This window comes from Flavobacterium cupreum (assembly GCF_003996965.1).
GTDB lineage: Bacteria > Bacteroidota > Bacteroidia > Flavobacteriales > Flavobacteriaceae > Flavobacterium > Flavobacterium cupreum.
The window spans coordinates 161,474-187,702 of sequence record NZ_QWDM01000008.1 but is presented as its reverse complement, the minus strand read 5'-3'; the positions used below and the strand labels follow the sequence as shown (position 1 = coordinate 187,702).

Below are 26,229 nucleotides of genomic sequence, written 5' to 3'. Positions count from 1 at the left end.
CATTAAGATTTAAATTCAATATATTTCGCAGGAACTTCATCAGTTAACCAAACATCATTTTCAGATAAATAAAATTTAAATCCGTCCCGATGCATTGCACCGCTTCTTATGGTTAGAATCTGAGGAACTCCTCTTCTACTTCCAACCTTTATTGCCGTTTCTCTATCTTTTGAAAGATGAACATGCTGACGGCTCATTTTTTTCAAACCTTCTTTCTGAATGTTGTCCATAAATTTTCCAACCGTTCCGTGAAATAAAAATTCCGAAGGTTCTGCTTCTGCCAAATTTAATTCCACTGAAATCGAATGTCCCTGACTGGCTCTTATTTTGGTTTTATCTTCATTAAAAGCGAAACGTTTTTTATCATTGTTTTCTACAACATACTCTAAAAGTTCTGCGGTTAATGGATTTAATGAATTTCCGTTTTTAGAACATTTTTCAATCAATTCTTCTACATCTGCCCAGCCGTTTTTGTCTAGTTTTAAACTAATGGTTTCTGGTGAATGCCGAAGTACAAGACTCAGGAACTTGCTTACGCTTTTTGCTGTTTTTTCATTCATTATTTTAGTTTTTAAAGTAGCTCTCTTTCTAATAAACCAGTATAAATTTCGTAACTCTCTTCATCAAAACAGACAAATATTACTTTATCTATCTCTGAAATTTTATAGAAGTCTCTAACTGATTTTATGGCAATTTCAGCTGCCCTATCTTTTGGAAACCTATAAATTCCTGTGCTAATGCCCGGAAAAGCAATGGTTTTAATGTTGTTTTGTACCGCCAGTTCTAAACTATTTTGATAGCAAGCTTTAAGCAAATTATTTTTTTCTTCTTTATCGCCATTCCAAACCGGACCAACAGTATGAATAACATACTTTGCAGGCAGATTGCCTGCTGTTGTGATGACTGCTTGTCCAACTTTACAACCTCCCTGCTTATTTCTAATCGCTATACAATCATCTAATATGGCTTTACCGCCTTTTCTGTGAATAGCACCGTCAACCCCACCACCGCCTAACAAAGAAGTATTAGCCGCATTTACAATTGCATCTACACAAATTTCTGTTATATCGGCTTTTACAAGTTGTAAAATCATTTTTTAAATCTATTTAGCTTATCTCTTAGTTCGCTATTTTCAGATATAAAAGAACGATCTGTAAAATAAACATTAACGACTTGTATTCCATTCACTATATTGGCATTAAACTCGGCTAAATCTTCAGAAGGAATCCAGAGTTCATTATGATTTCTGTCTCCAACATTTTGAACTTCATATTTTTCTAAAAAGGCATTTTTAACTTCAAAAGCTGTAACAATTCCAATAAACCCGGAAAACTCATCAACGGTATTCCATTCTAAAGCAATTTGTTCAGCATATTCCTGATTTGTTACCGGATAAAAAATAGGTTGCCAATCTAATCTTGGAGGAAATAATTTGTAATCGGTCTCCGCAATTAGTTCCATTTCTTTCAATCCTACCGGACGATATAATTTTGTCGTTTCCATAATTAATTATTTCAATTCATCCCTAACTTCCATCAAAGCAAAGCCTAAAAGATTTAATCCCTTCCATTTTTCGGGATTAGGAGCATCTTTATGATCAGCCGCCATTCCGATTCCCCAAATGGGATCAACGGGGCTGGCTTCGACCAGAATTCTTTCGTTGGTTTGGATAAGAAACTCTTTTAAAGATGCATTCTGACTGAACTTGTAAAAATTCCCTTGTATGACAATCTCATATCTGTTTTCCAGCCAAACGGCATCTACATAGTTTTTAACTTCCCGTCCTAGTTTTTTAGCTTCGGCCGGAGAATTTGCCTGGATTATTTTCTCGAAGATTGCTTTATCATCAAACAATTCCGCTTTCTTTGCCATCATCCAGTGTTCGGCTGTTTTATACGTTATATTGTCAACTACAAAAGAACTTAACCACCATTGACTGAAACAGGTTTTAGAAATACTTCCATCTTTGTTGGGCTGGTGTCCCCAGAAAAATAAAAATTTACTTTCAGGAGCTATATTTTGTATACCATATTTCATTTTCTAATTTTTAAAAGCATCATCGAAATGCCTGAAATTTGATTTTTTCTCAGAAGTGTCCAATACTGCAAAAACTATTCTTTTAAAAGCACCTGTATATTTTTCTGAAATAATTTCTTTGAATAAATAGGCTACATCTTTTGGCTCATTTCTAAAAACACCGCATCCCCAGGCTCCCAAAATCAGCGACTCTATTTTTTGCTTTGAAGCGATTGCCAATACTTCATCCATTCTTTTTCTGAAAACCTCTTCTATTTCAGCGATTTCTTCTTTTCTGTCATGTTGTAACATAGCGCCTTTGTTTGGTGCCGGCGATGTGATTATGTCTGCAACTAACGCTTTTTCAAGATAATTTCCGCTGTCGTCGTTCCAAAACAAAACATTGGGACTATAAATCATGTGATCTGAATATAAAAATGAAGATTTATTTTTATTAAAATCATACATCTTTTTGTCTTTGATTTGTGTTGCATACAGATTTGAAGACCGGGCAAGACTTTCTTCCTGAGCGGAAGCGCCTCCCAAAAATCCACCTCCGGGATTTTTTGCCGAAGCAAAATTTAAGACGCCAATTTTGCCCTTTTTCTCCTGAAGTAGTGCTTCAATTGTAGAACAATTTTTCGTAACAATTTCTGTGTCAAAATTATTCTCAATTGGAGTTTTCAGGATTGCATCCCAATCATCTGGCACAATTGTAATGGTATTTTCTATGGATTCTCTGATCTCTTTTTCTATATCAATCTTTTTTCCATTATGTTCATAAAAACCATTTTTGATAATTTCTAAGGTTTTATTGGCTATTTCGACTCTATAATTTTTATTCATAATTTCAATTTTACAACCTCTACTTTTTCATCGTCAAAATCTTTAAAAGAATTGGTTGTGAATATTTTTTCGAAGCAATCTAAAACTTCGAAACCTTTGTTGAAAATTCCGTGACTTACTGCCAGATATAATTTTCCTGCATTTTTGTTTTTTAATTCTTGTGCTAAACCAACAAATGTTCCTCCTCCGTCACAAATATCGTCTACGATCAGGCAATCGATGCCTTGCAAATCGTCCTCGTAGACTTTAAAACCAGATAGTTTTCCGGTTTTTACATCGCGGCTTTTGCTGCATTCCACAACATCAACACCTCCTAAAAATTCAGAAACTTTGTAGATTTTTTTCAGGGCTCCTCCATCCGGAGAAATTAATTTTACCTCGTTGCCAATCGTTTTTATAACGGTCTGAATAAAAGTATGATTCGGAATCACTTCGCAATTGTTGACTAATGCCGGTGTAACTTCAGAGTGCGCGTCAAAAACAAAAACTTTTTCCAGCTGCATGGTATTTATGATATCAGCATAAACTTTTACAGATAAAGGCTCGCCTTTGATCATTACCCTGTCCTGACGTGCCGCCGGAAAATACGGAATGAAAAGGCTAATAATTTTCACATCCATTCGTCTTAAAGCATCAACAGTCAGGCACAACAATCCTAAATCATTGAATGAATTTAAACGGTGTGTGATTGTTACGGCCTCCTTAGTATCAAAATCAGGATTAATTTTGATGTGTGGCTCTCCTCCTGAAAAGGTGAAATTTTTAAATTCTATTTCTTTCTGACCAGTAAATGGTTTAAAATTGGGGTCCAGGTTAAGTATCATAATTCTTTGATTTGCGTTAATTATACGCAAATATACATTTAATATTTTATGAAACAATTATTTTGTGTAAAAATTACGCAAACTTTTATTTTTTTTATTCTTTAAAGTATTCTTTGGCTACCTTCTGAGCAATTAATTTTCGCTTTTCTTTCAAGGCTTGCTCTTCACTGTCAAAGGCTTTTACCATTTTTTGTCCTTTGGTTCCTACCCGTCCGTACTGAACAATTATATTTTTTCCGTCAGCAGTAATTTCCCAAAATTTATTACTTCCGTTTGAGGTGTTAAGGTATCTTTCGAAATTACGATTCCCGTCAGATTTCCCATCAGCAGTATTATCCGGACTAACATCTTCAATTTCGATATGATTTTCTTCGATTACAACATCATCAAAAAACGATTCATTTTTTAATGCTGCAGCAATCATTTTTAAAACTCTTGGTTTGTTTTCGATCCAGTCTTTCGAATAAATTTGACATACCGTCCAGCCATTTGCAATCAGAATCTGAGGCCTTAAAAGATATTGTTCTAAAATATCATCATTGGCATAATGTAAATCATCGTCGATCATAATTCCGAGCACAAATTCTTCGTCGTCGACAGCTTTCTTGAACCCTAAGTGGCATTTAAATTTACTTTGCCCAATATTTTTTGTGGCAAAATAGCCGATTTTCTCAATTTCTTCCTGAATTTGATCTGCTATTAAACTTGATGTTTCGACTTTATTTTTACTGTTAATCGCATTCAAAACGTTGTTTGCGGCTTCTAATTGTCCCAGACTGATCAACTCCGCATACTGAAGGTATTTCCTGAAATAATTTGCCCCTTCGTTGTATTCATTTTTAATATCTGTATATTTTATGGAACTCACCACACACATACTTCTCTTGGCCCTTGAGAAAATTACATTCAGTCGTTTCTCACCGCCACGTTTATTGATTGGCCCAAAATTCATCAGCATTTTTCCTTGCGGATTGTATCCGTAACACGTACTCATAATAATAATGTCACGCTCGTCTCCTTGCACATTTTCGAGGTTTTTCACAAAAAGACCAACAAATTGGTTGTTTTCAATTCGCTTGTATTCTTCTTCAATCAGGTTTTCAAAAACTTTATCTTCGATGCAAATATTTTCTATTGCGGTTTCGATTTCATTTTGCTGTTCCATTGAGAACGCTACGATTCCGACACTTTGCCCTTTGTTTTGTATTAAAAGTTCACGTACCATATTGGCTATGTATTGTGCCTCCATGCTATTAGAACGCGCATTATAAACACCTTTATGAATGTAATGATAGGATATTGGTTTAGAGAACAAATGATCAAGATTGTTTTTTGCCTCTTTTACATCGTCAACAATGATCGCTTCACCCACTTTGCTGTGATCTTTTAAATCCGGAATCGTCAGCAATTTACTGTCATAAAAGGAAGCATTCGAGAAACCAATTAAGGCTTCGTGTTTGCTTCGGTAATGCCAGCCCAGCATAATTGAGGGGAATTTACGGGCGCCCTGCGTCAGGAAACTATCGGCATCCAGAGAGAAATAATCATCTTCATCTGCCGCTGCGTCGTTCCATAAATCGTCCTGGTTTCCGGATGCGCTTCCAAAGAAATTACTCGGCGGCATTTGCATTTCGTCGCCCACAATTATGGTTTGTTTAGCTCTGTAAATCGGCATAAGTCCTTCTTCGAGGGTAATCTGACTCGCTTCATCAAAAATTACTACGTCAAAATAGTTTTCATCAACCGGTAAAGTGTCTGAAACGCTTAGCGGACTCATCAGCCAAACGGGTTTTATTTCACGAACAATCTGTCCGGAATCTGCAGAAGCCAATTCACGAATCGATTTAAACCGGATACTTTTGCTGAATTCATTTTCCAGAATTTTTCTGCCTTCGGTAATCGATCTTTTGCTTTCTTTTTCTGCTGCTGTCATTCCCGAAACGGACATTTCAGAAGTTAAAATCAACTCTTTCAGATTGCTGACTTGTTTTGCAATGATGTATTTTCCGTTTAATTCTAATAAATCGGCATACATTTTTTTTACTTTTTCAATGGAGGTATGCAGCAAATCCATGTTGAATTTTTTATGCGTATAATGAATCGCATAATATTTCTCCAAAGATCTTTCCGCCAAAGTAACCTGCAAATCTTCAAGCGGGATTTTCTTCGATTTTAACAATTGGATTACCGATGGATTTACATCCTGAATTTCTTCAAAGAAAGAAGCGTACAAATCAAAATACATTTTCTTTGTATTGATCGCTGCGATTGAATTTTCTATCGCGGATAAACTTAAATTTTCGTAATTTTCAATACTGTCACATAAAGAAGAACTTAGTTTTAAGAAGAGGTTTTTAATTTCAGTAACCTCTTTTCGTTCCGCCGAATTCAGGTTTTTAGCAAAATCTAAAATGGTCCCGTCTAATTCTTTTTTAATTGTTTCGGTATGATATTTTAATTCGAATAAATCACCGAGCCTGTATTTGCTTTCGAAATCACTTTTTAAAGTATTGAATTTTTCTTCCTGCTCAAATTGAGCCAGGTAATTTTCCAAAACAACAACTAAACCTGGTTTTATTGTGTGTTTATTGATGTCGTAAACGGCAAGAATTTCGCTTCGTGTTTTTTTATAATCGGAATTGATGAAATTAAAAAAGCTGTTTTCGTTTTTTCTGATGATTTCCAGAGCCGTTTTCGCATCCGTTTCTGATATCGCCCTGGTCCAGTACGGATACTGCTGGGCCGATTTTTCAATATCGGATCTCAGTTTCTCTAACGTCTGAACATCCTTTTCAAGCAATCTGAAAAGGGCGCTGTCCGGCTCTAATAATTCAGATACATTATTATCGAAATAGATGAAAGTCGCTATCGCCTTGCGCAGCAATTTATGAATCTCAAAAAACGTATCGACTTTTGGCGAAATGGAAACAAAATCCAGTCGTTCTGAAATGTTTTCCAGTATCTCCTGGCTGTTTTCAAGATCTTTCCTTAAATCAGAGATATGTTTGTATTTTCGAAAGGCATCCATCCTTAAAAAACGGAACGGATGCACAGAAAAGAACTCCGACTGGTTGGTTTCCTGATTTATGGCAAATAATTTTTCGAATAATTCGTGATGTTTGGTCCAGTCCTGAAGTCCGGCGTTATCATCCAGCATATTCAGATTATCCAGTAAAGCTTTATGCGGATTAGAAACCAAAACATCAAAAAGTGATTTGATCGTCAGGTCCGTTTCATCATCGATGCGGGCATTCATAAAATCATGAAAAATCGCGACCTTATGGATTTCAGCATCAATCTTCTGAACTAACTTATCTCTATTGTTTGCTACCGCCTGAAAATTATTTTTAGATGCCGTAAAATCGTTAAAAGTCTGTTTCAGGTCCAGAATAAATTCTTTTTTATCGGCCTGTGAATCGTGAATTAAACAGCATAAATCATCCAGTCCCTGATTTTTAAGGCGGTAAAAAACGACGTCTAAGGCAGCGCGCTTCTCACAGACAAACAAAACCTTTTTATCATTTGCCACATAATTGGCAATTAAATTGGCAATGGTTTGTGACTTTCCTGTTCCCGGTGGCCCTTGTATAATATAACTTTCGCCCGATTCGGAATATTTTACGGCGTTGTTTTGCGTAGGATCGCTCGCGACAACATTAAACGTTTTGGTAAAACTATTGCCGGATTTCAGTTCATTTTTAAACTCTTTTTGTGCCAGTGAATTGAACAAACTCCCGAAAACATTACTTTCGACATTATTTTCAACAACCTGATTGTAATCGCGAACCAAAGACATTTTTTTATAATTAAAATTGCCCAGGATTAAATTGCAGGTATCAAATTCCCAACGGAAAGGATTTACGTCACCTTCATCAAGCTGGTAAAATTCTCTTTCTATGGTTTTGGTTTCATTGAAAAAATGCGGGTTCTGTTTTATATCGCTGTTGATGAGGTATTCTAAAGAGGAAGCCTGCGTAAAAACATAATTTCGAAACAATTCCAGACCATACGGCTGAAAATTTTCGGGCTTGTAAGAGTAACTCAGATTTTTTTGATCCTGAATGGCTTCCTTCTTTTTGGAACGTTTATTAAACTGTGTCAGGATTTGCCTGGCCTGTGAATGAATCAGTTTTATTTTGGGTTTAGCGATATAATCCAAAACAATTCCTGAACTGTTTTTCTCCACTTGTATGCGCAATAATTCATAGACTTCTTCGATTTTGGTTTCCGAAAGCTGAATGCGTTCCGGTAATCGAATGTCATATAAATCTTTTAGCATATTGGACAAAACAGGATTTATTTCCACTTCAGAATCGAGAAATTCTAAGGAATAATCATCTTTCACCCCTTTTTTCTTCGTCAGCGTAACGGATGCCAGAAGCAAAGGCGAAACTATTTTTTCTGTACTTTCTTCTTTGGTATTAAACCAGTTCAGGTTGCACAAAACGAGTTTTAACTGGCTAAAGCCGTATTCGTTAATGTCCTTATTCGCTTCTAAACGAATTTTATCGAGCGTGGGCACGATATAGGTATTGTCCTGAAATTCTAAATATTTGTTGAGTGAAATCGTACTGGTATTGCTGATTTTCTTTGAAATCTCCGCATTCCAGTAAAAAATAGCATCCGGATTTATATTTTCATAATTCAATGCCTGCGGAACTGAAGAAACGGTCAGGTTCAGGAATTTTAAATTCGGCTGAAAGTATAAAAGACGGTTTCGCTTACTATTATCAAATAATCGGTTCCGGAGTTTTTCGTGAATGAATTGGTTTTTATTCTGAACTTTCGCATCAATTAAACTTGATAAATCATACTCAGTTTCCGGATTATAATCCCGGTAATTTTGCAGTTTTTCGACTATTTCATTTAAATCTTTCCAGCGATTCTCGCGATTCAGTTCTGTCATTCCCAAAATAATATTGGCAATCGCAGGATTTATTTTGCTGTTCAGGAAATACATTTTCCTGCGATATTCTACAAAACGCTTCACGTCTTCGATATCCGTAAAATCAAATTGCAATGCGATACTCGCCAGGATCATTCCCAGTACAAAAATATCGGTTACCGGATCGTGATGGCCGAATTCAAATTCAAAACAGCTGTAATCTATTATGTAAGCAGGTTTATTTAAATGCTCAGCATCCTCTTCAGAAACACTTTTATCTCCATACTCTCTTTTTACGCCTTCCCCGATTTCGGTGGTTGTAAAATGTTCGCCCGAAATTTCAAACGCTTTACTTTTACTTTTAAAAAACGCCGCAATTGCTTTCGAATTATCTTTTATGTCGAACGCATTGTCCGTAATATGAAAATGCTGATTTTCGATATAAATAGTCGAAATGTCCTGCAGTGATGCGACTTTTCCCTGATTATGAATAGTGGCGACCGTTTTCAGCAAAGGTAGTATTATCGCAATAATATCATCGTTGGCAAAAGTTCCCCGCTGGAAATTTTCGGTGATAAATTGATAAAAAGCGGATTCCTTAATGGGTGTAATCATCTTAATAAGTGTTTTCCTGGTCTGATTCTAAAATAGTATTTAAAGTCTTCGTGCAGTTTTCAGCGAATGATTTATAGTTTTTCTCCGTAAGGTTCAATTCCTTTTTCAGAATCGTTTTCATTTCTTCCTGCAGGCTTAATTGCTCCCCAATATCCAAAATATGCCCGATAAATGCTTCTTTCAAATCAGGATCACATAAGGCAAAATCAAGCATTACATAAGCGTAATATTCCTTTAAGTTTTTCCTGCTGTTTTCTATCTTCAGTTTGAAAACAGCATCAATAAAAGCGTCGGTTTTTATTGCTGAATTCGTAAAATATTGTTTGTAAAGTGCATGGCAATATTCAGATTGTGTCCATTTTGGTTTAAGAATAATGGAGATTAACTCTTTTGTAGTATCAAAAACCAGTTTTTTATTAAATAAGTTCAGTTGATGCAAATCGGTTTTTCCCGAAATAATTTTTTCTGTTTTCGAATAGTAACCGGAATTGTCTTTTTCGAAAATTTCCAAAGCTTTTGCCCGAATAAAATTCTCCGGGTGCGTTTCTCCATTCGATCCTTTTTCTATTCGTTCCAGAATTTCGTTAGCTTGTTTAAGATAACTTTCTGCCGAAACTTTTTCTAAACCGGTATTTAATTTTACCAAAGTCTGGATCGTGGTTTCCAGACTTCCGCTCACTTTCAAAGCGCCCAAATCACAAAACAATTCAGTATAAAGCTGGTACAATCTTGCGGTTTCATAATAAAACAATTCGCTGTTGCTGTCGCTGGCAATGGTATTGATAATTCTGTTGGTAATTTCAAAATCACCATTTTCCAGACTAAATAATACAATATGAGACAGTTCATGTCCGAACAAGACCAGCAATTCGTCTTCGGTAAGCAGTTTTAAAATCGTTCCTGATAAAATAATATGTGCTTCGTTTTCAAAAAAAACAACTCCTGCATTATTTTCATCCATGCTTTGTGATTGATAGATCGTGATCGGAACTATGATTCCCAATTTATCTTTTGCAACATTCAGGATTTCATACACTTTTGGTTCTGTATCGGGATCTATTCTATAGGAATTTTTTAATAAATCTGTTTTAAAGGCTTCTTGCTGCTCTGCTTTGATCTTTTCCTCAGAAAACCAGGACCAGGTTTTGTCCTGCTTTTTAAAGTAATCCCTTAAATCGGAATGGAATGGAAATGGTTTAATCATTATCATGTAGTTTAAGCAAATTTTATTTCAAAATGAAAGCCTTTCTCTAATAAGTCATTGTATTTCAATTTATTAAATTTAAAAAGTTTTGCCGGACGACCGATTTTTATCGGGGAAAAATGCTCCGTCTGATCTAAAAAGCCGTAACTGAGTATTTTTTTTCGGAAGTTTCTCCGGTCAATTTCTTTTTCCAGAATGGTGCAATACAGGTTTTCAAGATCCGAAAACAGGAATTCGTCCGGCAGCAAATCGAAACCAATAGGTTCGTAAGTCAGTTTTGCTTTTAGTCTTGCGATTGCACTTTTTACTATTAAATTATGATCAAAAGCCAAAGAAGGAATTTCATCTATTTTAAACCACTGCACTTTTTCGGCATCAGTATCCGCCTTAATTTCCAGATTTGAAGCATCCACCAGCGCATAATAGGCTACCGAAATAACACGATTTCTGGAATCTCTCTTAATATCATCGCCGAAAGTATAAAGCTGCTCCATGAAAGTCAGCTGCACATTGGTTTCTTCATGCAATTCTCTTATGACCGCGTCGCTTAAAGACTCTTCCGGTTTTACTAATCCTCCCGGTAAAGCCCAATATTTTTCGGCTGAGCCAAATTTCTGTTCGATCAAAAGCACATACAAATTGTTGTTTTTATATCCAAAAACAATGGCATCAACAGCAATACGAATATTTTGAAAATTCTCCATACTTAAAAAATCATATCTCACAAATATAACGAATGAGAGTCAATTTCATTATTTATTGCACAAGCATAAACGATAAAACTGACTCTCCTGAATATTTCTTTTCAATTAGCTTCCTACTCCACCGTCACGGTTCGCTTGGGGCTCGAAGTACATTCTGAACCATTTTTCTTAACTGTAACATCAGCTTTAGCCTCATAGGTTCCTGGAGAGGCATATATATGGGCGACAGTTGTACCGGTTCCGGTGCTGCCATCCCCAAAGTTCCACTTTACTGCGCTTAAAGTTCCTGTTCCCGTATATTCAACGGAATAATTCATGAGTTTAGGATTAACCGCATCGGTAGAATTATGTAACTTAATATAAATTGATTCGGCCAGGCAATCTATTATCACCTCGTCGTCATGTTTACTGCAGGAATTAGTCATAAAAAACACCAGCGTAAGCATTAAAATTGTTGTAAGCTTTTTCATGATTGTTAAGTTTAGTGTTGGTTTGTCAAAATTATCCATTTAACCGCTAAACTCAAAACAAAAAGAAGAATTTTCATACTTTTTTAAAAGATAACAACACTTCAATTAAAAACCATGATTCAAATTACAACCTGTTACCAAAAAATAATTTTAATTCTTTCGAAATACTATCAAAAAAGGAATCTACATTGTTGTTTTTAGTCGCTAGTACATATACAAATTCTTCCGGCACATGGAAACTATTCCATAACAGCTGCAGTTTATTTTCCTTAATGTATCGTCTCGCATTACAATTCCAGGTTATCGCAACTCCCGAATTTCTGGACAACATTTCGAGCATTTCAGATTCAGACGGAATAATATAATTAGGAACCATTGAGGGTCTTTTTTTATTAAAAGCATGTAACCAGAATAATTTTATATGTGAAATTCTCGCGTCATGGCAATACCACTTTTGTTCATTAAGCCATTGTTCCGTGGCTGTGTAATTATCGGTTTTTAAGATCTGACGAAATTTTTCTGCATCTAAATTTACCGGTGCCACCATGACCAGCTTTATTTTTCCAACAATTTCATAAATCGTATCAAAGGTTTCAAATTGCTTGGTTACGATTGCGAAATCCAGTTTTTTAGCATCAACCAGAGCGAAAAGCGCATCATTATCTCCAAAAGTGAAATCTATAAAGTCGAATTTTGAAATTAAGGTACTTCCCACACTATTGAACAAATCTTTTGAAACTCCAACCGAAATCAACCGAACGGAATCCTGGGCTTTTGCCCTAAAAGTGGTTTCGACATTTTCCAGACGATCCAGCGCATCAATAATTAAATTATTGAGTAACTTACCGTACTCGGTAGCTTCTACGCCTTTCGACTTTCGATTAAATAATTTATTTCCCACGTGAGCTTCCAGCATTGAAATCTGCTGACTTACAGCGGGCTGACTCATAAACAATTCTTTGGCGGCAATAGAAAAATTGCCGTTTTTATAAACCGACTTAAAGGTTCTGTACCATTCTAGATTTACCATGATATAAATAAATTTATAACAAACATAGTTTATTTTATTTTTACTGATATCACTATTGCCGTAAATTTGTATAAAAATCAAACAATATGAAAAAAATAGCATTACTCGTAACTATAGCATTCACAGCCGTTAGCTTTTCTGCTACCGCTCAAAAATCAAATAAAAAAGGTATGAAAAAAGTATTATTTGTTGTGACCAGTAACGATAAACTGGGCAACACAGGAGAAAAAACAGGATTCTGGTCAGAAGAATTTGCTGCACCTTATTATGAATTATTAGATCAGGGTATTGAAATTACAATCGCCTCTCCACTGGGAGGTCAGCCGCCAATTGATCCTAAAAGCGCGGATCCGGCTTCTGCGACAGAAGACACCAAACGTTTCGATGCTGATAAAACATTACAGGAAAAACTAAAAAACACTCATAAACTTTCGACGATCAACCAGAAAGATTACGACGCTGTATTCTATCCGGGAGGTCACGGACCACTTTGGGATTTAGTGGAAGATAAAAATTCAATTGCCTTAATCGAATCTTTTTACACGCACAATAAACCGGTTGCATTTGTTTGTCATGCTCCTGCCGTTTTGAAAAATGTAAAAGTAAAAGGCGAATATTTAGTGAAAGGTAAAAAAGTAACCGGATTTACAAATACAGAGGAAGAAGCGGTTGGCTTAACAAAAGTGGTTCCATTTTTACTGGAAGATGCTCTAACACAAAATGGCGGTAAATTCTCAAAAGGGGAAAACTGGCAGCCTTATGCAGTTGAAGACGGTCTTTTAATTACAGGACAAAATCCAGCTTCGTCTAAATTGGTAGCAGGGAAATTACTGGAGCAATTAAATAAATAAGGTTCTGAGTTACTAATTCTCTAAGGTTCTAAGGTAAATCTGTTTGAAAACCTTAGAACCTTAGAGACTTAGCAGCTTAGCACCTATAAAAAAAAGAAAAAAACATGCTAAACTTTGAATTATATAATCCGACGAATTTAATCTTCGGAAAAGGACAAATTGAAAAACTTTCGACTTTAGTTCCAAAAGATGCTAAAATATTATTGGCTTATGGCGGTGGAAGTATTTTTAAAAACGGAATTCACGAACAGGTAATCCAAAACTTAAAAGGTTTTGAAATCGTGGAATTTGGAGGAATTGAACCCAATCCACATTTTGAAACGCTGATGAAAGCTGTCGAAGTGATTAAAGCCGAAAAAATCGACTTTATCCTGGCTGTTGGCGGTGGCTCTGTTATTGATGGTGTGAAATTTATTTCGGCTGCCGTTAATTTTAACGGAAACCCAATTGATATTTTACAAAAACGTCTGTTGATTAAAGAAAATGCAGTACCATTTGGAACTATTTTGACATTGCCAGCAACGGGAAGCGAAATGAATTCCGGATATGTCGTAACAATTAAAGCAACTCAGGAAAAATTAGCTTCCGGCGGAAGTGCTTTATTTCCAAAATTCTCTATTTGTGATCCAACGGTTATTGAATCTTTGCCAAAAAGACAAATTCAAAACGGTGTTGTAGATGCCTACACCCACGTTATGGAACAATACCTAACCTATCCGCATGAAGGTTATTTGCAGGACAGGATTGCCGAAGGAATTTTACAGACTTTAATTGAAGTTGGTCCAAAAGTCGTAGAAAATCCAACAGATTATGCTTTGGCCTCGAACTTTATGTGGAGCTGTACGATGGCGTTAAACGGACTGATTCAAAAAGGAGTTCCTTCCGATTGGGCCACCCATATGATTGGTCATGAATTAACCGCTTTATACGGTATCGATCATGCCAGAACCCTGGCGATTGTAGGTCCAAGTTTGTACCACGTGATGTTTGACACCAAAAAAGAAAAACTAGCACAATACGGAAGACGTATTTTCAACTTAAACGGTTCTGATGACGAAGTGGCAAAAGAAGCGATCAATCAAACGGTAGCTTTCTTCCACACTATGGGAATGGATACCAAATTATCGCAATACACCAACGACTACGATAAAACCGCTGATTTCATTGTAAACCGTTTTGACGAAAGAGGCTGGAAAGGTCTGGGAGAAAAACAATTGGTTACTTTAGACAAAGTAAAAGCTATTGTGGAAATGAGTTATTAATAAAATTCCAATTTTTTTAAATTCTAAATTCCAAAGGCACATGTACTATTGGAATTTGGAATTTAAAAATTGGAATTTGTTTTGAATATTTAAATCAAAAAAGGCGTTCTTAATTTATTTAGGAACGCCTTTTAAAATACTAAAACAAAACTAACTAACTCAATTTGTGCTAAACTCATTAAAATTCTAATTTATAATTACTTACAACGCAGGGATCACAAAATTATTGTGTACTTGTTAAAATATTTTTTACATTCTTCTAAAGTCCCTGAAAACCATTGCAATTACAGCGTGTTTTTAAATTTCTTAAATCAGATTTTGTATTATTACTACATTATTAAGTACTTTTGTTTTAAATTATTAAAATAATGAGCGAAAATTTAAAATTTGCAGTAATTGGAGGAGGAAGTTGGGCTACGGCAATTGCAAAAATGCTTTGTGTAAATCTTTCCGAAATTGCGTGGTACATGCGCAACGATGCTGCCATAGAACACATTGAAAAATACAAACACAATCCAAATTATTTAAGTTCGGTAGAATTTGACACCAAAAAACTTAAACTGACCAATAATATCAATGAAGCTGTTGCATATGCAGATTATGTAATTTTTGCTATTCCTTCTGCTTTCCTGGACGCAGAACTCAAAAACCTGACAGTGTCTCTAGCCGATAAAATTATTTTCTCTGCTATTAAAGGTATTGTTCCGGAAACCAGTTTAATTGTTGGGGAACATTTCCATATTCAATACGACATTCCGTATTATAACATTGGTGTAATCACGGGTCCTTGCCACGCAGAAGAAGTGGCATTAGAAAGACTTTCCTACCTGACCATTGCCTGTGGCGATCCTGACAAAGCCAGCATTGTTGCGAAATCCCTTTCCGGAAATTACATTAAAGCCAAAATTTCAGATGACATTATCGGTACCGAATATGCTGCCATGCTTAAAAACATTTACGCTATTGCTGCCGGAATCGCGCATGGATTAGGTTATGGAGATAATTTTCAGTCGGTGATGATGAGTAACGGAATTCGCGAAATGAAGAAATTCATCCGAAAAGTACATAAAATGAAACGTAACATCAATGATTCCGCTTATTTAGGCGATTTATTGGTTACGGGATACTCTGTATTTTCAAGAAACAGGATGTTCGGAAACATGATCGGAAAAGGATACACCGTAAAAAGTGCGATGATGGAGATGAGCATGGTTGCCGAAGGGTACTACGCCACCAAAAGTGCCTACAAACTAAATCAGGGTTACGGTGCCAAAACGCCAATTATCGACGCCGTTTACAGCATTCTATATGAAGGTAAAGACGCTAAATCGGTTTTCAAGAAACTTACTGAGTCTTTGGACTAAATTTTTAAGAATATAGAATAAAGGGTATAGAGAAAATAGAGTATAGAAAATAGACTTTATAAAATAGATATAAGAAGAAAGAGTCAAGACGAAATTAATAAGTCCTGACTCTTTTTTTATGTTCAGAGATAAGAATCTTTATTCTATACTCTATTTTCTATACTCTTAATTTTATACTCTTAATTTTATACTCTTTATTCTATACTCTTTATTCTATACTCTTTATTCTATACTCTTTATTCTATACTCTATTTTCTCTATTTCACCATAACCCCATCCACAAACAAAATCGGCACTTCTTCCGTATTGTTCTCGCTGATTAAATTAGATTTGAAAATGAATTTCTTGTCGTATAACGTATTTCCGATAAAGAAAGTCACCATAAATTCGTTGTTTAACACCAGCAGGCTTTTTTCAATCATTTCGATTTTCACTACAGAAACAGCAGGAACTTCAACAAAAGCATGACGTAAAACAGACGTTTTTTTCATTTCCCCTTCTATTGTTCCAAATGCTTTGGAAACGACCATTACACCATCTAAATTAAAATCGCTGTCGTTTACAAGATAAGCATACCATACTTTCTCCATAAAATCGTCGCTCCATTCCTGAACGGCAGCCAGAAAAACGTTTTCTACTTCCGGGATTGTTATGTCTTTTTTCATTTTTGTTAAAAGCTTTAAAACCTTTGTCAAAGTCTAAACTTCAACAAAGGTTTATGTATTGTAATTAATAATGATTGACCATTTCAGGGCTTGCCAGCGTAATCTGAGATCTAAATTGTCAATCTACTATCTAAAATTATATATTCGATTTAAATTGCTCCAGAAAACGAACGTCATTTTCGTAAAACATACGGATATCACCAATTTGATACAGTAACATAGCAATACGCTCTACTCCCATTCCAAACGCAAAACCGTTGTATTCATCAGGATTGATGTCGCAGTTTTTAAGAACATTAGGGTCTACCATTCCGCATCCTCCAATTTCAAGCCAGCCTGTTCCTTTTGTGATACGATAATCGGTTTCGGTTTTCAGGCCCCAGTAAATATCAATTTCAGCACTAGGTTCCGTAAACGGGAAATAAGACGGACGCAAACGGATTTTTGATTTTCCGAACATTTCTTTCGTAAAATAAAGCAACGTCTGCTTCAAATCTGCAAACGAAACGTCTTTATCAATGTACAATCCTTCTACCTGATGGAAAATACAGTGTGAACGTGACGAAATCGCTTCGTTACGAAAAACACGTCCCGGAGAAATGGTACGGATTGGCGGTTTGTGATTTTCCATATAACGCACCTGAACAGACGATGTATGCGTACGCAACAACACATCAGGATTGGTCTGAATGAAAAACGTATCCTGCATATCACGTGCCGGATGATATTCCGGTAAGTTTAGTGCGGTAAAGTTATGCCAGTCGTCTTCGATTTCCGGTCCTTCGGAAACATTGAATCCGATGTTGGCGAAAATATCGATAATCTGATTTTTAACGATCGAAATAGGGTGGCGTGAACCGATAATTACAGGTTCTGCCGCACGTGTTAAATCACCAAAAACCCCTTTAGATTCTTCTTTACTTTCTAATGCTTCAACAATTACTTTTACTTTATCTTCAGCAGTTGTTTTCAGTGCATTTATAACTTGTCCGAATTCTTTCTTCTGATCATTTGGCACGTTTTTAAATTCGGCAAAAAAGTCATTCAAAACCCCTTTTTTTCCTAAGAATTTAATACGGAATGCTTCCAGCTCTGCGGCATTTTCTGTTGAAAAAGCTTCTGCCTCGCCAATATAGTCTTTTATCTTATCTATCATTTTCATTCAATAATTGAGAATACAAATTTACATAATTTGTTTCAAGTTTAAAGTCTAAAGTTCAAAGTTTCCTTTGCAAGCGATGATATTATTCATAACTATTTTATCAGACTTATGTTGCTTTCTGTTTCCTGCACTTTCTTGAGCCAAAAATCTATTCCATCATGATTCGTAAAATCAATATTTCAAGATTGTTTTCTTTTTAAGCAGGAAGTTCAGTATTCAGTATTCAGTCGCAGTATTCAGTAACTGTACGGTGTAAACTGCGACTGAATACTGCGACTAAATTTTACTCAATAACTTCTCTTTCTAAAAAATAATTTACAATGGCTTCTTTCATTAAAACCGATTGCTCACCCGCTTTTAGTGGCGGTAATTCTTCTTTTACCCTGTAATGTGGCCAGCCGTCTTCATCGAAATATTCGAATTCGTAAAATCCGTATGGCTCCAATAATCTGCAGATGGCAATGTGCATCAGGTTTAATTTTTCGTCTTTTTTGTATTCACGGTGTACCTTACCGTATTCCTGAACACCGATTAAGTAAATAATCGCATCCAAATCAAGGTCTTCGCCTTGTGAGAATTGATTTGAAAGTATATCGACGAGCTTTTCCCAGCGCTCTTTTAGTTGTGTATCTCTTGACATTTCTATTTGTGATTTTAGATTTTAGATTCTAGATTGCGCAATGATTTAATGATTATTTAAATCTAAAATCAACAATCTGAACCCTAAAATTATTAGTGCAAAGATAGCAACTTCAATCCAAAGACCTAGAATTAACTGCTTCTGGTATTGTATTGAATAAATTACCAATTATACAGCCGGTTTAACGGATTAACACCCGTTATTTTTTGTTTGTGTATTCTTTTAAAATAAAAAGGCATACAAAATCAAACCTCTGAACCTTTGTATCTCTGAACCTTTGCCCCTTAAAAACTGGATATTTCTTTTATATTTGCGCCTCAGTAAAACAACAGCAATATGAGTTTTTTAGATATTATTTTAGGAGCCCTTTTAGCTTTTAGCTTGTACAAAGGCATTAAAAACGGACTTTTTGTCGAAATCGCTTCTTTTGTTTCTTTGCTGCTGGGCATTTATTTGGCGATAAAATTCTCTTCTTTCATGAAGGACCTGATCGCAAAACATGTCAGTTGGAATCCGACTAACATTCAGATTACGGCTTTTATACTGACTTTTATACTGGTCGTGATTGCGGTCTATTTACTGGCCAAATTCCTAACCGGAATTGCTGATTTTGCAATGCTGGGCTGGCTGAACAAATTAGGCGGCGGTTTTTTCAGGGTACTGAGAACCATCCTGATCCTGAGTATTGTAATTGCCCTTTTTGAAAAAATAAACTTCGATAATACGTTCGCCAAAAAGGAAACACTTGATAAATCTGTTTTTTACAATCCGATTAAAAAAGTAGCGGCTTACGTTTATCCTTCGATTGAAAAATGGTACGAGGCTTTTAAGGAAAGTCAAAAGAAAAACGATAAAGAAAAAGAAACTGAAGCTTCTCCGAAAGAATAACATCCGTAACGATTAAACCCGACAGGTTTTTAAAAACCTGTCGGGTTTATTTTTTTTTGTCCGGCTGAGCGAAGTCGAAGCCCTTCCCGATAAGCAAGCCTTCGACTCCGCTCAGGGTGACATTCGTTTTCAAAAGTAGTAGCTTTCGGTTTATTTTTTTTGTCCGGCTGAGCGAAGTCGAAGCCCTTCCCAATAAGCAAGCCTTCGACTCCGCTCAGGGTGACATTCGTTTTCAAACGTAGTAGCTATCGGTTTATTTCTTAAACCCGACAGGTTTTTAAAACCTATCGGGTTTAATTTTTTTTGTCCGGCTGAGCGAAGTCGAAGCCCTTCCCGATAAGCAGGCCTTCGACTCCGCTCAGGGTGACATTCGTTTTCAAACGTAGTAGCTATCGGTTTAATTTTTGAACGGCGGCTTCGACTTCGCTCAGCCTGACATGCGTTTTCAAAAGAAACTTTTACCAGTTTATTTCTTTCCTATCTCCTTTTTTCAAGACGACATTTTCTTTTTTATCTCCGTTGATCAGGGTTGTTTTCCCTCCTGTTTTTGAAGAAACTGAAACTTTTTTCAGCATTTTATTCTCCCATTCCATTTCAATTTCGAATCCGCCACGGGCACAGATTCCTTTTACTTTTCCGCTTTCCCAGGGATCGGGTAAGGCCGGCAATAATCTGATTTCGTTTTCGTCCGATTGCACCAGCATTTCTGCTACGGCAGCGGCACCTCCAAAATTACCATCGATCTGAAAAGGCGGATGTGCATCGAATAAATTCGGATAGGTTCCTCCTCCTCTTCTGGGTGTTTTCGTTTTTTTACCGTCCGGATCTACGTATCGCAATAATTCCCTGAACATTTTGTACGCACGATTGCCATCCCAAAGTCTTGCCCAGAGGTTAATACGCCAGCCTTTTGACCAGCCTGTTGTTTCATCGCCTTTTATTTCCAGCGTTTCTTTGGCAGCATTTGCCAGATCAGGAGTTTTTAAAGGCGTAATATGATCGCCCGGAAAAAGTCCGAACAATTGGGACTGGTGACGGTGTTTCGGGTCTTCGTCATTCCAGTCGAAATACCATTCCTGCAGGTTTCCTTTTTTACCAATCTGGTACGGATACATTTTTGAAAGCGCTGCTTCCAGCTTTGTCCTGAAATCGGAATCGGTATTCAAAACCTTCGCTGCTTTAATGGTTTTATCAAAACATTCCCGGATCATGGCCAGATCGGCTGTCCCGCCGTACATCGTTGCCCCGATAAAACCATCAGGAGCGATATATTTATTCTCGGGAGACGTAGATGGCGATGTAATTAATTTGCCGTTTTTATCGGTAATCATCCATTCCAGAAAAAATTCCGAGGCGCCTTTCATAATCGGATAGCCTTCTTTTTTCAGGTATTCTTTGTCCTGCGTAAAAACATAATGCTCCCAGATATGTGTACTTAACCAGGCTCCTGATAATGGCCAGCACGCCCAGCTTGGATCTTCTTTTCCGAATTGCCCAACCGGATTTGACATTGCCCAGATATCCGAGTTATGAGCCGATGCCCAGCCTTTGTTTACGCCATAAAAAGTCTTTGCCGTCACTTTTCCGGTTACGGACAGGTTTTTTATAAAGCTCAAAAGCGGCAAATGCATTTCTGAAAGATTGGTGTTTTCGGCCAGCCAGTAATTTTCCTCCAGATTGATATTCATTGTATAGTTACTGCTCCAGGGCGGATTGAGATAGGGATTCCAGATGCCTTGCAAATTGGCCGGAACACCCATTGTCCTTGAACTGCTGATGAGCAGATAACGCCCGTACTGAAAATACAGGATTTCTAAGTTTTTATCTTCTTTTCCGTCAGCGTAGCGCAATAAACGCTCGTCTGTCGGAAGATCCGGTGCGGTTGTTTTTCCTAAATCGAGATTTACGCGGTTATAGAATTTCTGATAATCCGCAATGTGATTTTCTTTTACTTTATCGAATGGTTTTGCAAAGGTTTTATTCAGGTTTTGCAATGCAATGGTAATGTCATCTACCCCTTCGGTGGCCGGATTTTTGTCAAAACCATTAAAACTCGTGGCCACAGAAACGTAAATAATAGCCTCGGTTGCCTCTTTCAGGCTTAAAGTTTCTCTGGAATTTGTAATTTTTCCGTCTGTTTTTTTAATTTGGATTAAGGTGGTAAATCGTATCCCTCTTTCTTTTACGTCTTTGTACTTGGGCAGAAGCGTGTATCCTTCGTTTTCATGAATGGGTGCAAAACCAGTCATGACCAGTATATTATTTCTGACCTCAACCGTTGATTTCAGTAAACTCTTTAAATTAATGTCAAAATTTAAAGCTCCTTTCTGATCGCTTGTCAATTTGATCACCATAACCTGATCGGGAGCCGAGACAAAATATTCGCGTGTATATTTGATGCCGGCCATTTCGTAACTTACTTTTGATATGGCATTCGAAATATCCAGTTCCCGATGGTAATTGACTGCTTTTCCTTTCTCGGAATTGTTGATTTCCAACGTTCCCAAAGGCGCAAAGGACTCGGAGTTTTTACCCTGAATTTTTTTGTTCAGTTCATCGGCCAGTTTGTAGTTTTCATTTTTTAATGCTTCGCGAATCGCCGGAATATTTTTGTACGCTTCGGGATTCATATTTGCATTTACAGGTTCCCCGGACCAAAGTGTCGCATCGTTCAGATAGATTTTATCGGAATTGGCGCCTCCAAAAACGGTTGCTCCCAATTTTCCGTTTCCAAGAACCAGACTTTCTTCGAAGAATTCAGCCGGCTGATTGTACCACAAAACATGAGTGGACTGGGCTGTAGCTTTGATACAGAAAGAAGTGAGCAGTAAAATGAAAAATGTTTTTTTTATGATGGGTAGATTCATAAGCTGGTATTTTTTTTTTGCTTTTTGATATATTTTTCGTTGAAGGACAAAAAACGATTTTTCTCCATTTGTCCGCGTGAGGGATAGGAGCTAACTACCGAAGTAGTGCGGATAGCCCGACCGCACCCCGATAAGAGGGCGCATGTACACCCTGTATGTTTGCCCTCTTATCGGGAGGTGGTCACGCCCAAATATCTATTTACTGACTTTATATTTCTCGTTGGCTGTTATCATTTCCCAATTATCCGTTCTGAATGGTGATGCCGGAAATTTTTCTTTATTAAAAAGATTGATTTCGGTATCGTCGTCTGCCCAGCCGTAATGAACAGCAACGGGATTTGGAACGTCGCTAGCGGAAACGATTATTTTGTTGTTTTGTATAATGGCTTTCGCCGGATGAAATACTTTGTCGGCACCTGCGATTTCGAAACCTTTTAATTCAGTATTATCAGGAGTTGCTAATCCGCTGCCGATATGGTTAAAATTTAAAATAATTTGATTTCCTTTTATTTCGTGAGATTGATAAACCGGACCGCTGAAAACCTGTTTTTTACCATACACATTATTCATGGCGATTGCTGCCAGACGCAAACCAATATCCTGTTTGTTGGTTGGGTGAATGTCTTTTGCATTTCCGATATCGGTCGTTACGGCCATTCCGGTGTTGGGTAGTTTTAACGTTCCGGTTTGTGCTTCGCGAAGTTCGGCCCAACGGCTTCCTTTCTGACTGTTTCCTCCAAACTCGTCGAAAGTGGATAATTGTACAAAATAGAAAGGGAAATTCCCCTGATTCCATTTTGTTCTCCAGTCTGTAATCATGAGCGGGAATGCTTTTTTATATTCGTTTGCTCTCGAGACATTGGCTTCACCCTGATACCATAAAACGCCCTGAAATGCGTATGGAACCAACGGATTTACCATGGCGTTGTACAGTAATGACGGATAACTGTTTGGTGACACTTCAATTTTTACTTTTATCACATTAAATTTCCAAAGGCCTTCCAAAGGCAGGCTTGCATCTTTAAAATCGATTTTTAAATCGGCCGGATCACCGTAAATTCCGCCACCGCCGCTGTAATCGGTAACTCTGACTGAAATTACGTTTGTTCCTTCTTTCAGCACATTTGCAGGGATTTTGTAAACTCTCTGTTTGTCCCAAAGATTGTTTGTTCCTACTTCGACTCCGTTCACATACGTCTGATCTTCATCATCAACTTTTGACAAATACAAAACAGCCTCTTTTTTGGCTTGTTCTGCTGTTAAAACAATGGTTTTTCGCATCCAGACAATGCCGTCCATATTGCCCAGCTGCTGATTTTCCCAAAGTGACGGGACTTTTATTTCCGGCCAGTTTTTATCATTGAAGTTTGGGTCTTTAAACTGGCTTTCGTTTTCCATTGAAACTTCAAAACCCTGAACTTTTCTAACATTTTCCAGAACTGATTTTTTATAGCTTTCAAAAATCTCGTCCATATTAACAGACGGAACATCAGCAATCATGGCCTTAAAATCATCGCTGTTTTGAAATGCTTCGTGACTCGTCCAGGTTTCTACGTTGGTTCCGCCCCAGGAGGTATTGATGATTCCGATCGGGATTTTTAATTCGGCATATAGTTTTTTAGCGAAATAATATCCGACAGCGGTAAAATTACCTACTGTTTCCTTGCTGCTGACTTCCCATTTTCCTGCTTTTAAATCGCTTTTTGGCGAACCGCTTAAATCCTGCGCCACTCCAAAATGACGAATCATCGGATAATTGGAATCTTCGATTTCTTTTTGGGCATTCGTTGTTTTAAAAACCTGAAATTCCATGTTGGATTGTCCGCTGCAAATCCAGACTTCACCCACCAAAACATTTTTGATCGTGATTTTGTTTTTTCCTGAAAGGACTAATTCAAAAGGACCACCCGCTTTTTCCGGGCTTAGATTAACGGTCCATTTACCGTTTTTGTCGGCCTGAACGGTTTTGGTCTGTTTGTTAAAATGAATTTCTACTTTTTCACCGGGATCGGCCCAGCCCCAAACCGGGATTGGTTTATTGCGCTGCAGCACCATTCCGTCAGAAAACAACAGGGGCATCTTTACATTGGCATTGGTGATTATACTGAAAACCAGAAAGAGAAAGGTGATATTTTTCTTCATTTTTTTTTATTTAAAATTAAGCATAAAAAATTACCGCAAAGTCACAAAGCAATCACAAAGTTCGCTCTAATTTGCGTTCCCTGCGGTAATGCCTGTAACTTTGCGGTAAACTGATTTTATTGCAGTCCTTCGATCAATGCGCTTAGCGCTTTCGCGTCGAAAACCGTATTATTGGATCTGTTAAAGATTCCGAAGCTGTTGTCTCCTGCACTTCCTTCATCCCAGTAAAAAGGTAATAATCCGTTTGCTTTTGCTTGTTTTACTACTGTTTTCAGATAATAGGCCCTTGAATTCAAATGTAGGGTCAAAGCCTCTCCTGTTAAAGAAGTTCTGCGGATTGCTCCAAACTCGCCCAGTAAAACCGGAATTCCTTTGTCTACAAACTGTGTTTTCATCAATTTGAAATTATTCGCTAAATCCGTTTCTTCTCCCCAGGTAGCATTGCGCTCTGTGTCTGTTGCCGAATGAAATCCGGTTCCCCAGTAGTAGAACATTTTTCCCCAGCTTTCATCTTTGGTCAGGCCGGCAAAATTCCACGGAGAATAATAATGTACCTCCACCATCATTCGGTTGGCGATTTTATCTACAGGCAGGTTAAGCATCAGTTTGTTTGTTTTTTCGATATCGGTTGCAGGTCCCTGCACTACTAAGGTACGATACGCATTTTTCCCTCCGGTTGCACGAACGGCATCGATAAAAGTCTGGTGATAGGAGGTTAAAACGGCCATTTGTCCCGCATCTTCAACATTGGGTTCGTTGGCACTGGCAAAAAGCAAATGCTCATCGAATCCTCTGAAATGTGTTGCGATCTGTTCCCAAAATGCTTTTTGTCTGGCATTGTTTTCCACTTTTTTGGCTTCGGTGATATTATTCTCGAGCCATCCGCCGTCCCAGTGAATGTTAATGACCACATACATATCATTATCGACACAATATTGCACGACTTCTTTGACCCTGTTTAGCCAGTCCGTTTTTATTTGTGCAGTGGCGGTATTGGCTAAATACTGATTCCAGGAACACGGAATTCTGATGGCATTGAATCCATTGGCCTTAACCGCATCAATTAATGCTTTTGTCACTTTTGGATTCCCCCATGCTGTTTCTCCGTTGGTGGCTTCCAGCGTATTTCCGATATTCCAGCCCAGTTTTATTTTTGCTGCGAGTTGTACTGCGGTACTGTTCATACCTGAAGCATCTGCAGCAATCGGATTGGTATTGTAACTTGGGTATAGTCCCTGCTCGACTGCTACTGCACCGGCCTGAGAAACCGAAATCTGTAACGGTGCGGCTTCTGCTGAACTGATTTTGATTGTAGCTGTTCTGGTGTCTTTTGTTTTGTTTTCCAAAGCGGTAATGGTTACCAGACTGGTTCCCTTACTTCCGGAAGTCTTGCTCAGCTGAATCCAAGTGGCGTCTGATGCGCTTATGTTCCATGAGGTAACTTCTGCCGCAATGACAACATTGGCTGCACTTTCTTTCGCTTCGAAATCTATTTTGTTTGTATTTACCGTAAGCGTTTTTCCGACCGTGTTCTCCGGTACGTCTTTTTCTGAGCTACAGGCAAAGACGCCACTTACAGCGATACAAAGCAGGGCCGTAATACAGTAATTTTTTATACTCTTTTTCATTTTATAAAATCAAAATTCGTTAAGGGAGCAGCTGACCCTCAGCCAACTCATTCTATTTCATTTATTAAAACATTTCAGACTATTCGAATGAATTACCATATAAGTCATATAAGTATTTCATTTAAGCCAAACTTATATTTCCTCACATCACTTATATGGTCAAAAC

Annotated in this window: 21 protein-coding genes; 4 read left to right on the top strand and 17 right to left on the bottom strand. The window is 37.3% G+C overall.

Translation table 11 applies throughout. The features are described 5' to 3' along the window. Positions 1-2 precede the first annotated feature (2 nt). The 11 genes from D0817_RS14080 to D0817_RS14030 all read right to left on the bottom strand — a co-directional run bounded on the left by D0817_RS14080 (position 3) and on the right by D0817_RS14030 (position 12,594). Complete coding sequence (locus D0817_RS14080; RefSeq protein ID WP_127339018.1) at positions 3-560, bottom strand: RNA 2'-phosphotransferase; 558 nt, start codon at positions 558-560, stop codon at positions 3-5. 11 nt (positions 561-571) lie between these two features. Then, a complete protein-coding gene (locus D0817_RS14075; RefSeq protein ID WP_127339017.1) occupies positions 572-1,093 on the bottom strand; it encodes an O-acetyl-ADP-ribose deacetylase in 522 nt (173 codons plus the stop codon). Next, positions 1,090-1,503 (bottom strand): ADP-ribosylation/crystallin J1, encoded by a 414-nt coding sequence (locus D0817_RS14070; RefSeq protein ID WP_127339016.1) that lies wholly within the window; start codon positions 1,501-1,503, stop codon positions 1,090-1,092. The genes D0817_RS14075 and D0817_RS14070 overlap by 4 nt, the downstream gene beginning before the upstream one ends. A gap of 6 nt (positions 1,504-1,509) precedes the next feature. Continuing rightward, complete coding sequence (ybiA, locus tag D0817_RS14065; protein WP_127339015.1) at positions 1,510-2,037, bottom strand: riboflavin biosynthesis intermediates N-glycosidase; 528 nt, start codon at positions 2,035-2,037, stop codon at positions 1,510-1,512. A 3-nt stretch (positions 2,038-2,040) separates the two neighbouring features. Beyond that, on the bottom strand, positions 2,041-2,862 hold the full coding sequence (locus D0817_RS14060) for a TIGR02452 family protein (RefSeq protein ID WP_127339014.1): 822 nt from the start codon (positions 2,860-2,862) through the stop codon (positions 2,041-2,043). After that, complete coding sequence (prs, locus tag D0817_RS14055; RefSeq protein ID WP_127339013.1) at positions 2,859-3,686, bottom strand: ribose-phosphate diphosphokinase; 828 nt, start codon at positions 3,684-3,686, stop codon at positions 2,859-2,861. Before prs ends, D0817_RS14060 begins: the two co-directional genes overlap by 4 nt. A gap of 94 nt (positions 3,687-3,780) precedes the next feature. Further along, positions 3,781-9,186: an AAA domain-containing protein gene (locus D0817_RS14050; RefSeq protein ID WP_127339012.1), complete on the bottom strand. Its 5,406-nt coding sequence runs from the start codon at positions 9,184-9,186 to the stop codon at positions 3,781-3,783. Position 9,187: 1 nt separating this feature from the next. Next, positions 9,188-10,390, bottom strand: coding sequence for a M48 family metalloprotease (locus D0817_RS14045; protein ID WP_161568437.1), 1,203 nt, complete (start codon positions 10,388-10,390; stop codon positions 9,188-9,190). Positions 10,391-10,401: 11 nt separating this feature from the next. Next, entirely contained in the window at positions 10,402-11,094 is a 693-nt protein-coding gene (locus D0817_RS14040; protein WP_127339010.1) for an NUDIX hydrolase, read from the bottom strand. A 113-nt stretch (positions 11,095-11,207) separates the two neighbouring features. Then, entirely contained in the window at positions 11,208-11,540 is a 333-nt protein-coding gene (locus D0817_RS14035; RefSeq protein WP_238160880.1) for a PKD domain-containing protein, read from the bottom strand. Between the two features lie 148 nt (positions 11,541-11,688). Continuing rightward, positions 11,689-12,594 (bottom strand): LysR family transcriptional regulator, encoded by a 906-nt coding sequence (locus D0817_RS14030; RefSeq protein WP_127339008.1) that lies wholly within the window; start codon positions 12,592-12,594, stop codon positions 11,689-11,691. Positions 12,595-12,680: 86 nt separating this feature from the next. Between D0817_RS14030 and D0817_RS14025 the strand changes: the two genes are divergently transcribed. From D0817_RS14025 to D0817_RS14015, 3 genes are all read left to right on the top strand, one after another. Beyond that, complete coding sequence (locus tag D0817_RS14025; RefSeq protein ID WP_167470946.1) at positions 12,681-13,445, top strand: type 1 glutamine amidotransferase domain-containing protein; 765 nt, start codon at positions 12,681-12,683, stop codon at positions 13,443-13,445. A 104-nt stretch (positions 13,446-13,549) separates the two neighbouring features. Then, complete coding sequence (locus D0817_RS14020; protein ID WP_127339007.1) at positions 13,550-14,707, top strand: iron-containing alcohol dehydrogenase; 1,158 nt, start codon at positions 13,550-13,552, stop codon at positions 14,705-14,707. Between the two features lie 368 nt (positions 14,708-15,075). Continuing rightward, on the top strand, positions 15,076-16,071 hold the full coding sequence (locus D0817_RS14015) for an NAD(P)H-dependent glycerol-3-phosphate dehydrogenase (protein WP_127339006.1): 996 nt from the start codon (positions 15,076-15,078) through the stop codon (positions 16,069-16,071). Between the two features lie 257 nt (positions 16,072-16,328). On the opposite strand, the gene D0817_RS14010 is transcribed toward D0817_RS14015, so the two are convergent. The 3 genes from D0817_RS14010 to D0817_RS14000 all read right to left on the bottom strand — a co-directional run bounded on the left by D0817_RS14010 (position 16,329) and on the right by D0817_RS14000 (position 18,538). Next, positions 16,329-16,736: a hypothetical protein gene (locus D0817_RS14010; protein WP_127339005.1), complete on the bottom strand. Its 408-nt coding sequence runs from the start codon at positions 16,734-16,736 to the stop codon at positions 16,329-16,331. A 136-nt stretch (positions 16,737-16,872) separates the two neighbouring features. After that, on the bottom strand, positions 16,873-17,892 hold the full coding sequence (gene pheS / locus D0817_RS14005; protein WP_127339004.1) for a phenylalanine--tRNA ligase subunit alpha: 1,020 nt from the start codon (positions 17,890-17,892) through the stop codon (positions 16,873-16,875). Positions 17,893-18,181: 289 nt separating this feature from the next. Continuing rightward, positions 18,182-18,538 (bottom strand): hypothetical protein, encoded by a 357-nt coding sequence (locus D0817_RS14000; RefSeq protein WP_127339003.1) that lies wholly within the window; start codon positions 18,536-18,538, stop codon positions 18,182-18,184. 336 nt (positions 18,539-18,874) lie between these two features. Between D0817_RS14000 and D0817_RS13995 the strand changes: the two genes are divergently transcribed. Continuing rightward, positions 18,875-19,426 carry a CvpA family protein gene (locus tag D0817_RS13995; protein ID WP_127339002.1) on the top strand — a complete coding sequence of 184 codons (552 nt, stop codon included), beginning with the start codon at positions 18,875-18,877 and terminating at the stop codon, positions 19,424-19,426. Positions 19,427-19,884: 458 nt separating this feature from the next. On the opposite strand, the gene D0817_RS13990 is transcribed toward D0817_RS13995, so the two are convergent. The 3 genes from D0817_RS13990 to D0817_RS13980 form a co-directional block, all read right to left on the bottom strand. Beyond that, entirely contained in the window at positions 19,885-22,293 is a 2,409-nt protein-coding gene (locus D0817_RS13990) for a glycoside hydrolase family 95 protein (RefSeq protein WP_127339001.1), read from the bottom strand. 195 nt (positions 22,294-22,488) lie between these two features. Further along, entirely contained in the window at positions 22,489-24,435 is a 1,947-nt protein-coding gene (locus D0817_RS13985; RefSeq protein WP_127339000.1) for a sialate O-acetylesterase, read from the bottom strand. A gap of 116 nt (positions 24,436-24,551) precedes the next feature. Continuing rightward, the gene (locus D0817_RS13980; RefSeq protein ID WP_127338999.1) at positions 24,552-26,063 is read right to left on the bottom strand and encodes a cellulase family glycosylhydrolase; all 1,512 of its coding nucleotides are present in this window, start codon (positions 26,061-26,063) and stop codon (positions 24,552-24,554) included. Positions 26,064-26,229 lie beyond the last annotated feature (166 nt).

Bases quoted from the DNA above. Each gene is read 5' to 3' on its own strand.
- D0817_RS14080 (WP_127339018.1), bottom strand. From the start codon at position 560: ATGAATGAAAAAACAGCAAAAAGCGTAAGCAAGTTCCTGAGTCTTGTA.
- D0817_RS14075 (WP_127339017.1), bottom strand. From the start codon at position 1,093: ATGATTTTACAACTTGTAAAAGCCGATATAACAGAAATTTGTGTAGAT.
- D0817_RS14070 (WP_127339016.1), bottom strand. From the start codon at position 1,503: ATGGAAACGACAAAATTATATCGTCCGGTAGGATTGAAAGAAATGGAA.
- ybiA (WP_127339015.1), bottom strand. From the start codon at position 2,037: ATGAAATATGGTATACAAAATATAGCTCCTGAAAGTAAATTTTTATTT.
- D0817_RS14060 (WP_127339014.1), bottom strand. From the start codon at position 2,862: ATGAATAAAAATTATAGAGTCGAAATAGCCAATAAAACCTTAGAAATT.
- prs (WP_127339013.1), bottom strand. From the start codon at position 3,686: ATGATACTTAACCTGGACCCCAATTTTAAACCATTTACTGGTCAGAAA.
- D0817_RS14050 (WP_127339012.1), bottom strand. From the start codon at position 9,186: ATGATTACACCCATTAAGGAATCCGCTTTTTATCAATTTATCACCGAA.
- D0817_RS14045 (WP_161568437.1), bottom strand. From the start codon at position 10,390: ATGATTAAACCATTTCCATTCCATTCCGATTTAAGGGATTACTTTAAA.
- D0817_RS14040 (WP_127339010.1), bottom strand. From the start codon at position 11,094: ATGGAGAATTTTCAAAATATTCGTATTGCTGTTGATGCCATTGTTTTT.
- D0817_RS14035 (WP_238160880.1), bottom strand. From the start codon at position 11,540: ATGCTTACGCTGGTGTTTTTTATGACTAATTCCTGCAGTAAACATGAC.
- D0817_RS14030 (WP_127339008.1), bottom strand. From the start codon at position 12,594: ATGGTAAATCTAGAATGGTACAGAACCTTTAAGTCGGTTTATAAAAAC.
- D0817_RS14025 (WP_167470946.1), top strand. From the start codon at position 12,681: ATGAAAAAAATAGCATTACTCGTAACTATAGCATTCACAGCCGTTAGC.
- D0817_RS14020 (WP_127339007.1), top strand. From the start codon at position 13,550: ATGCTAAACTTTGAATTATATAATCCGACGAATTTAATCTTCGGAAAA.
- D0817_RS14015 (WP_127339006.1), top strand. From the start codon at position 15,076: ATGAGCGAAAATTTAAAATTTGCAGTAATTGGAGGAGGAAGTTGGGCT.
- D0817_RS14010 (WP_127339005.1), bottom strand. From the start codon at position 16,736: ATGAAAAAAGACATAACAATCCCGGAAGTAGAAAACGTTTTTCTGGCT.
- pheS (WP_127339004.1), bottom strand. From the start codon at position 17,892: ATGATAGATAAGATAAAAGACTATATTGGCGAGGCAGAAGCTTTTTCA.
- D0817_RS14000 (WP_127339003.1), bottom strand. From the start codon at position 18,538: ATGTCAAGAGATACACAACTAAAAGAGCGCTGGGAAAAGCTCGTCGAT.
- D0817_RS13995 (WP_127339002.1), top strand. From the start codon at position 18,875: ATGAGTTTTTTAGATATTATTTTAGGAGCCCTTTTAGCTTTTAGCTTG.
- D0817_RS13990 (WP_127339001.1), bottom strand. From the start codon at position 22,293: ATGAATCTACCCATCATAAAAAAAACATTTTTCATTTTACTGCTCACT.
- D0817_RS13985 (WP_127339000.1), bottom strand. From the start codon at position 24,435: ATGAAGAAAAATATCACCTTTCTCTTTCTGGTTTTCAGTATAATCACC.
- D0817_RS13980 (WP_127338999.1), bottom strand. From the start codon at position 26,063: ATGAAAAAGAGTATAAAAAATTACTGTATTACGGCCCTGCTTTGTATC.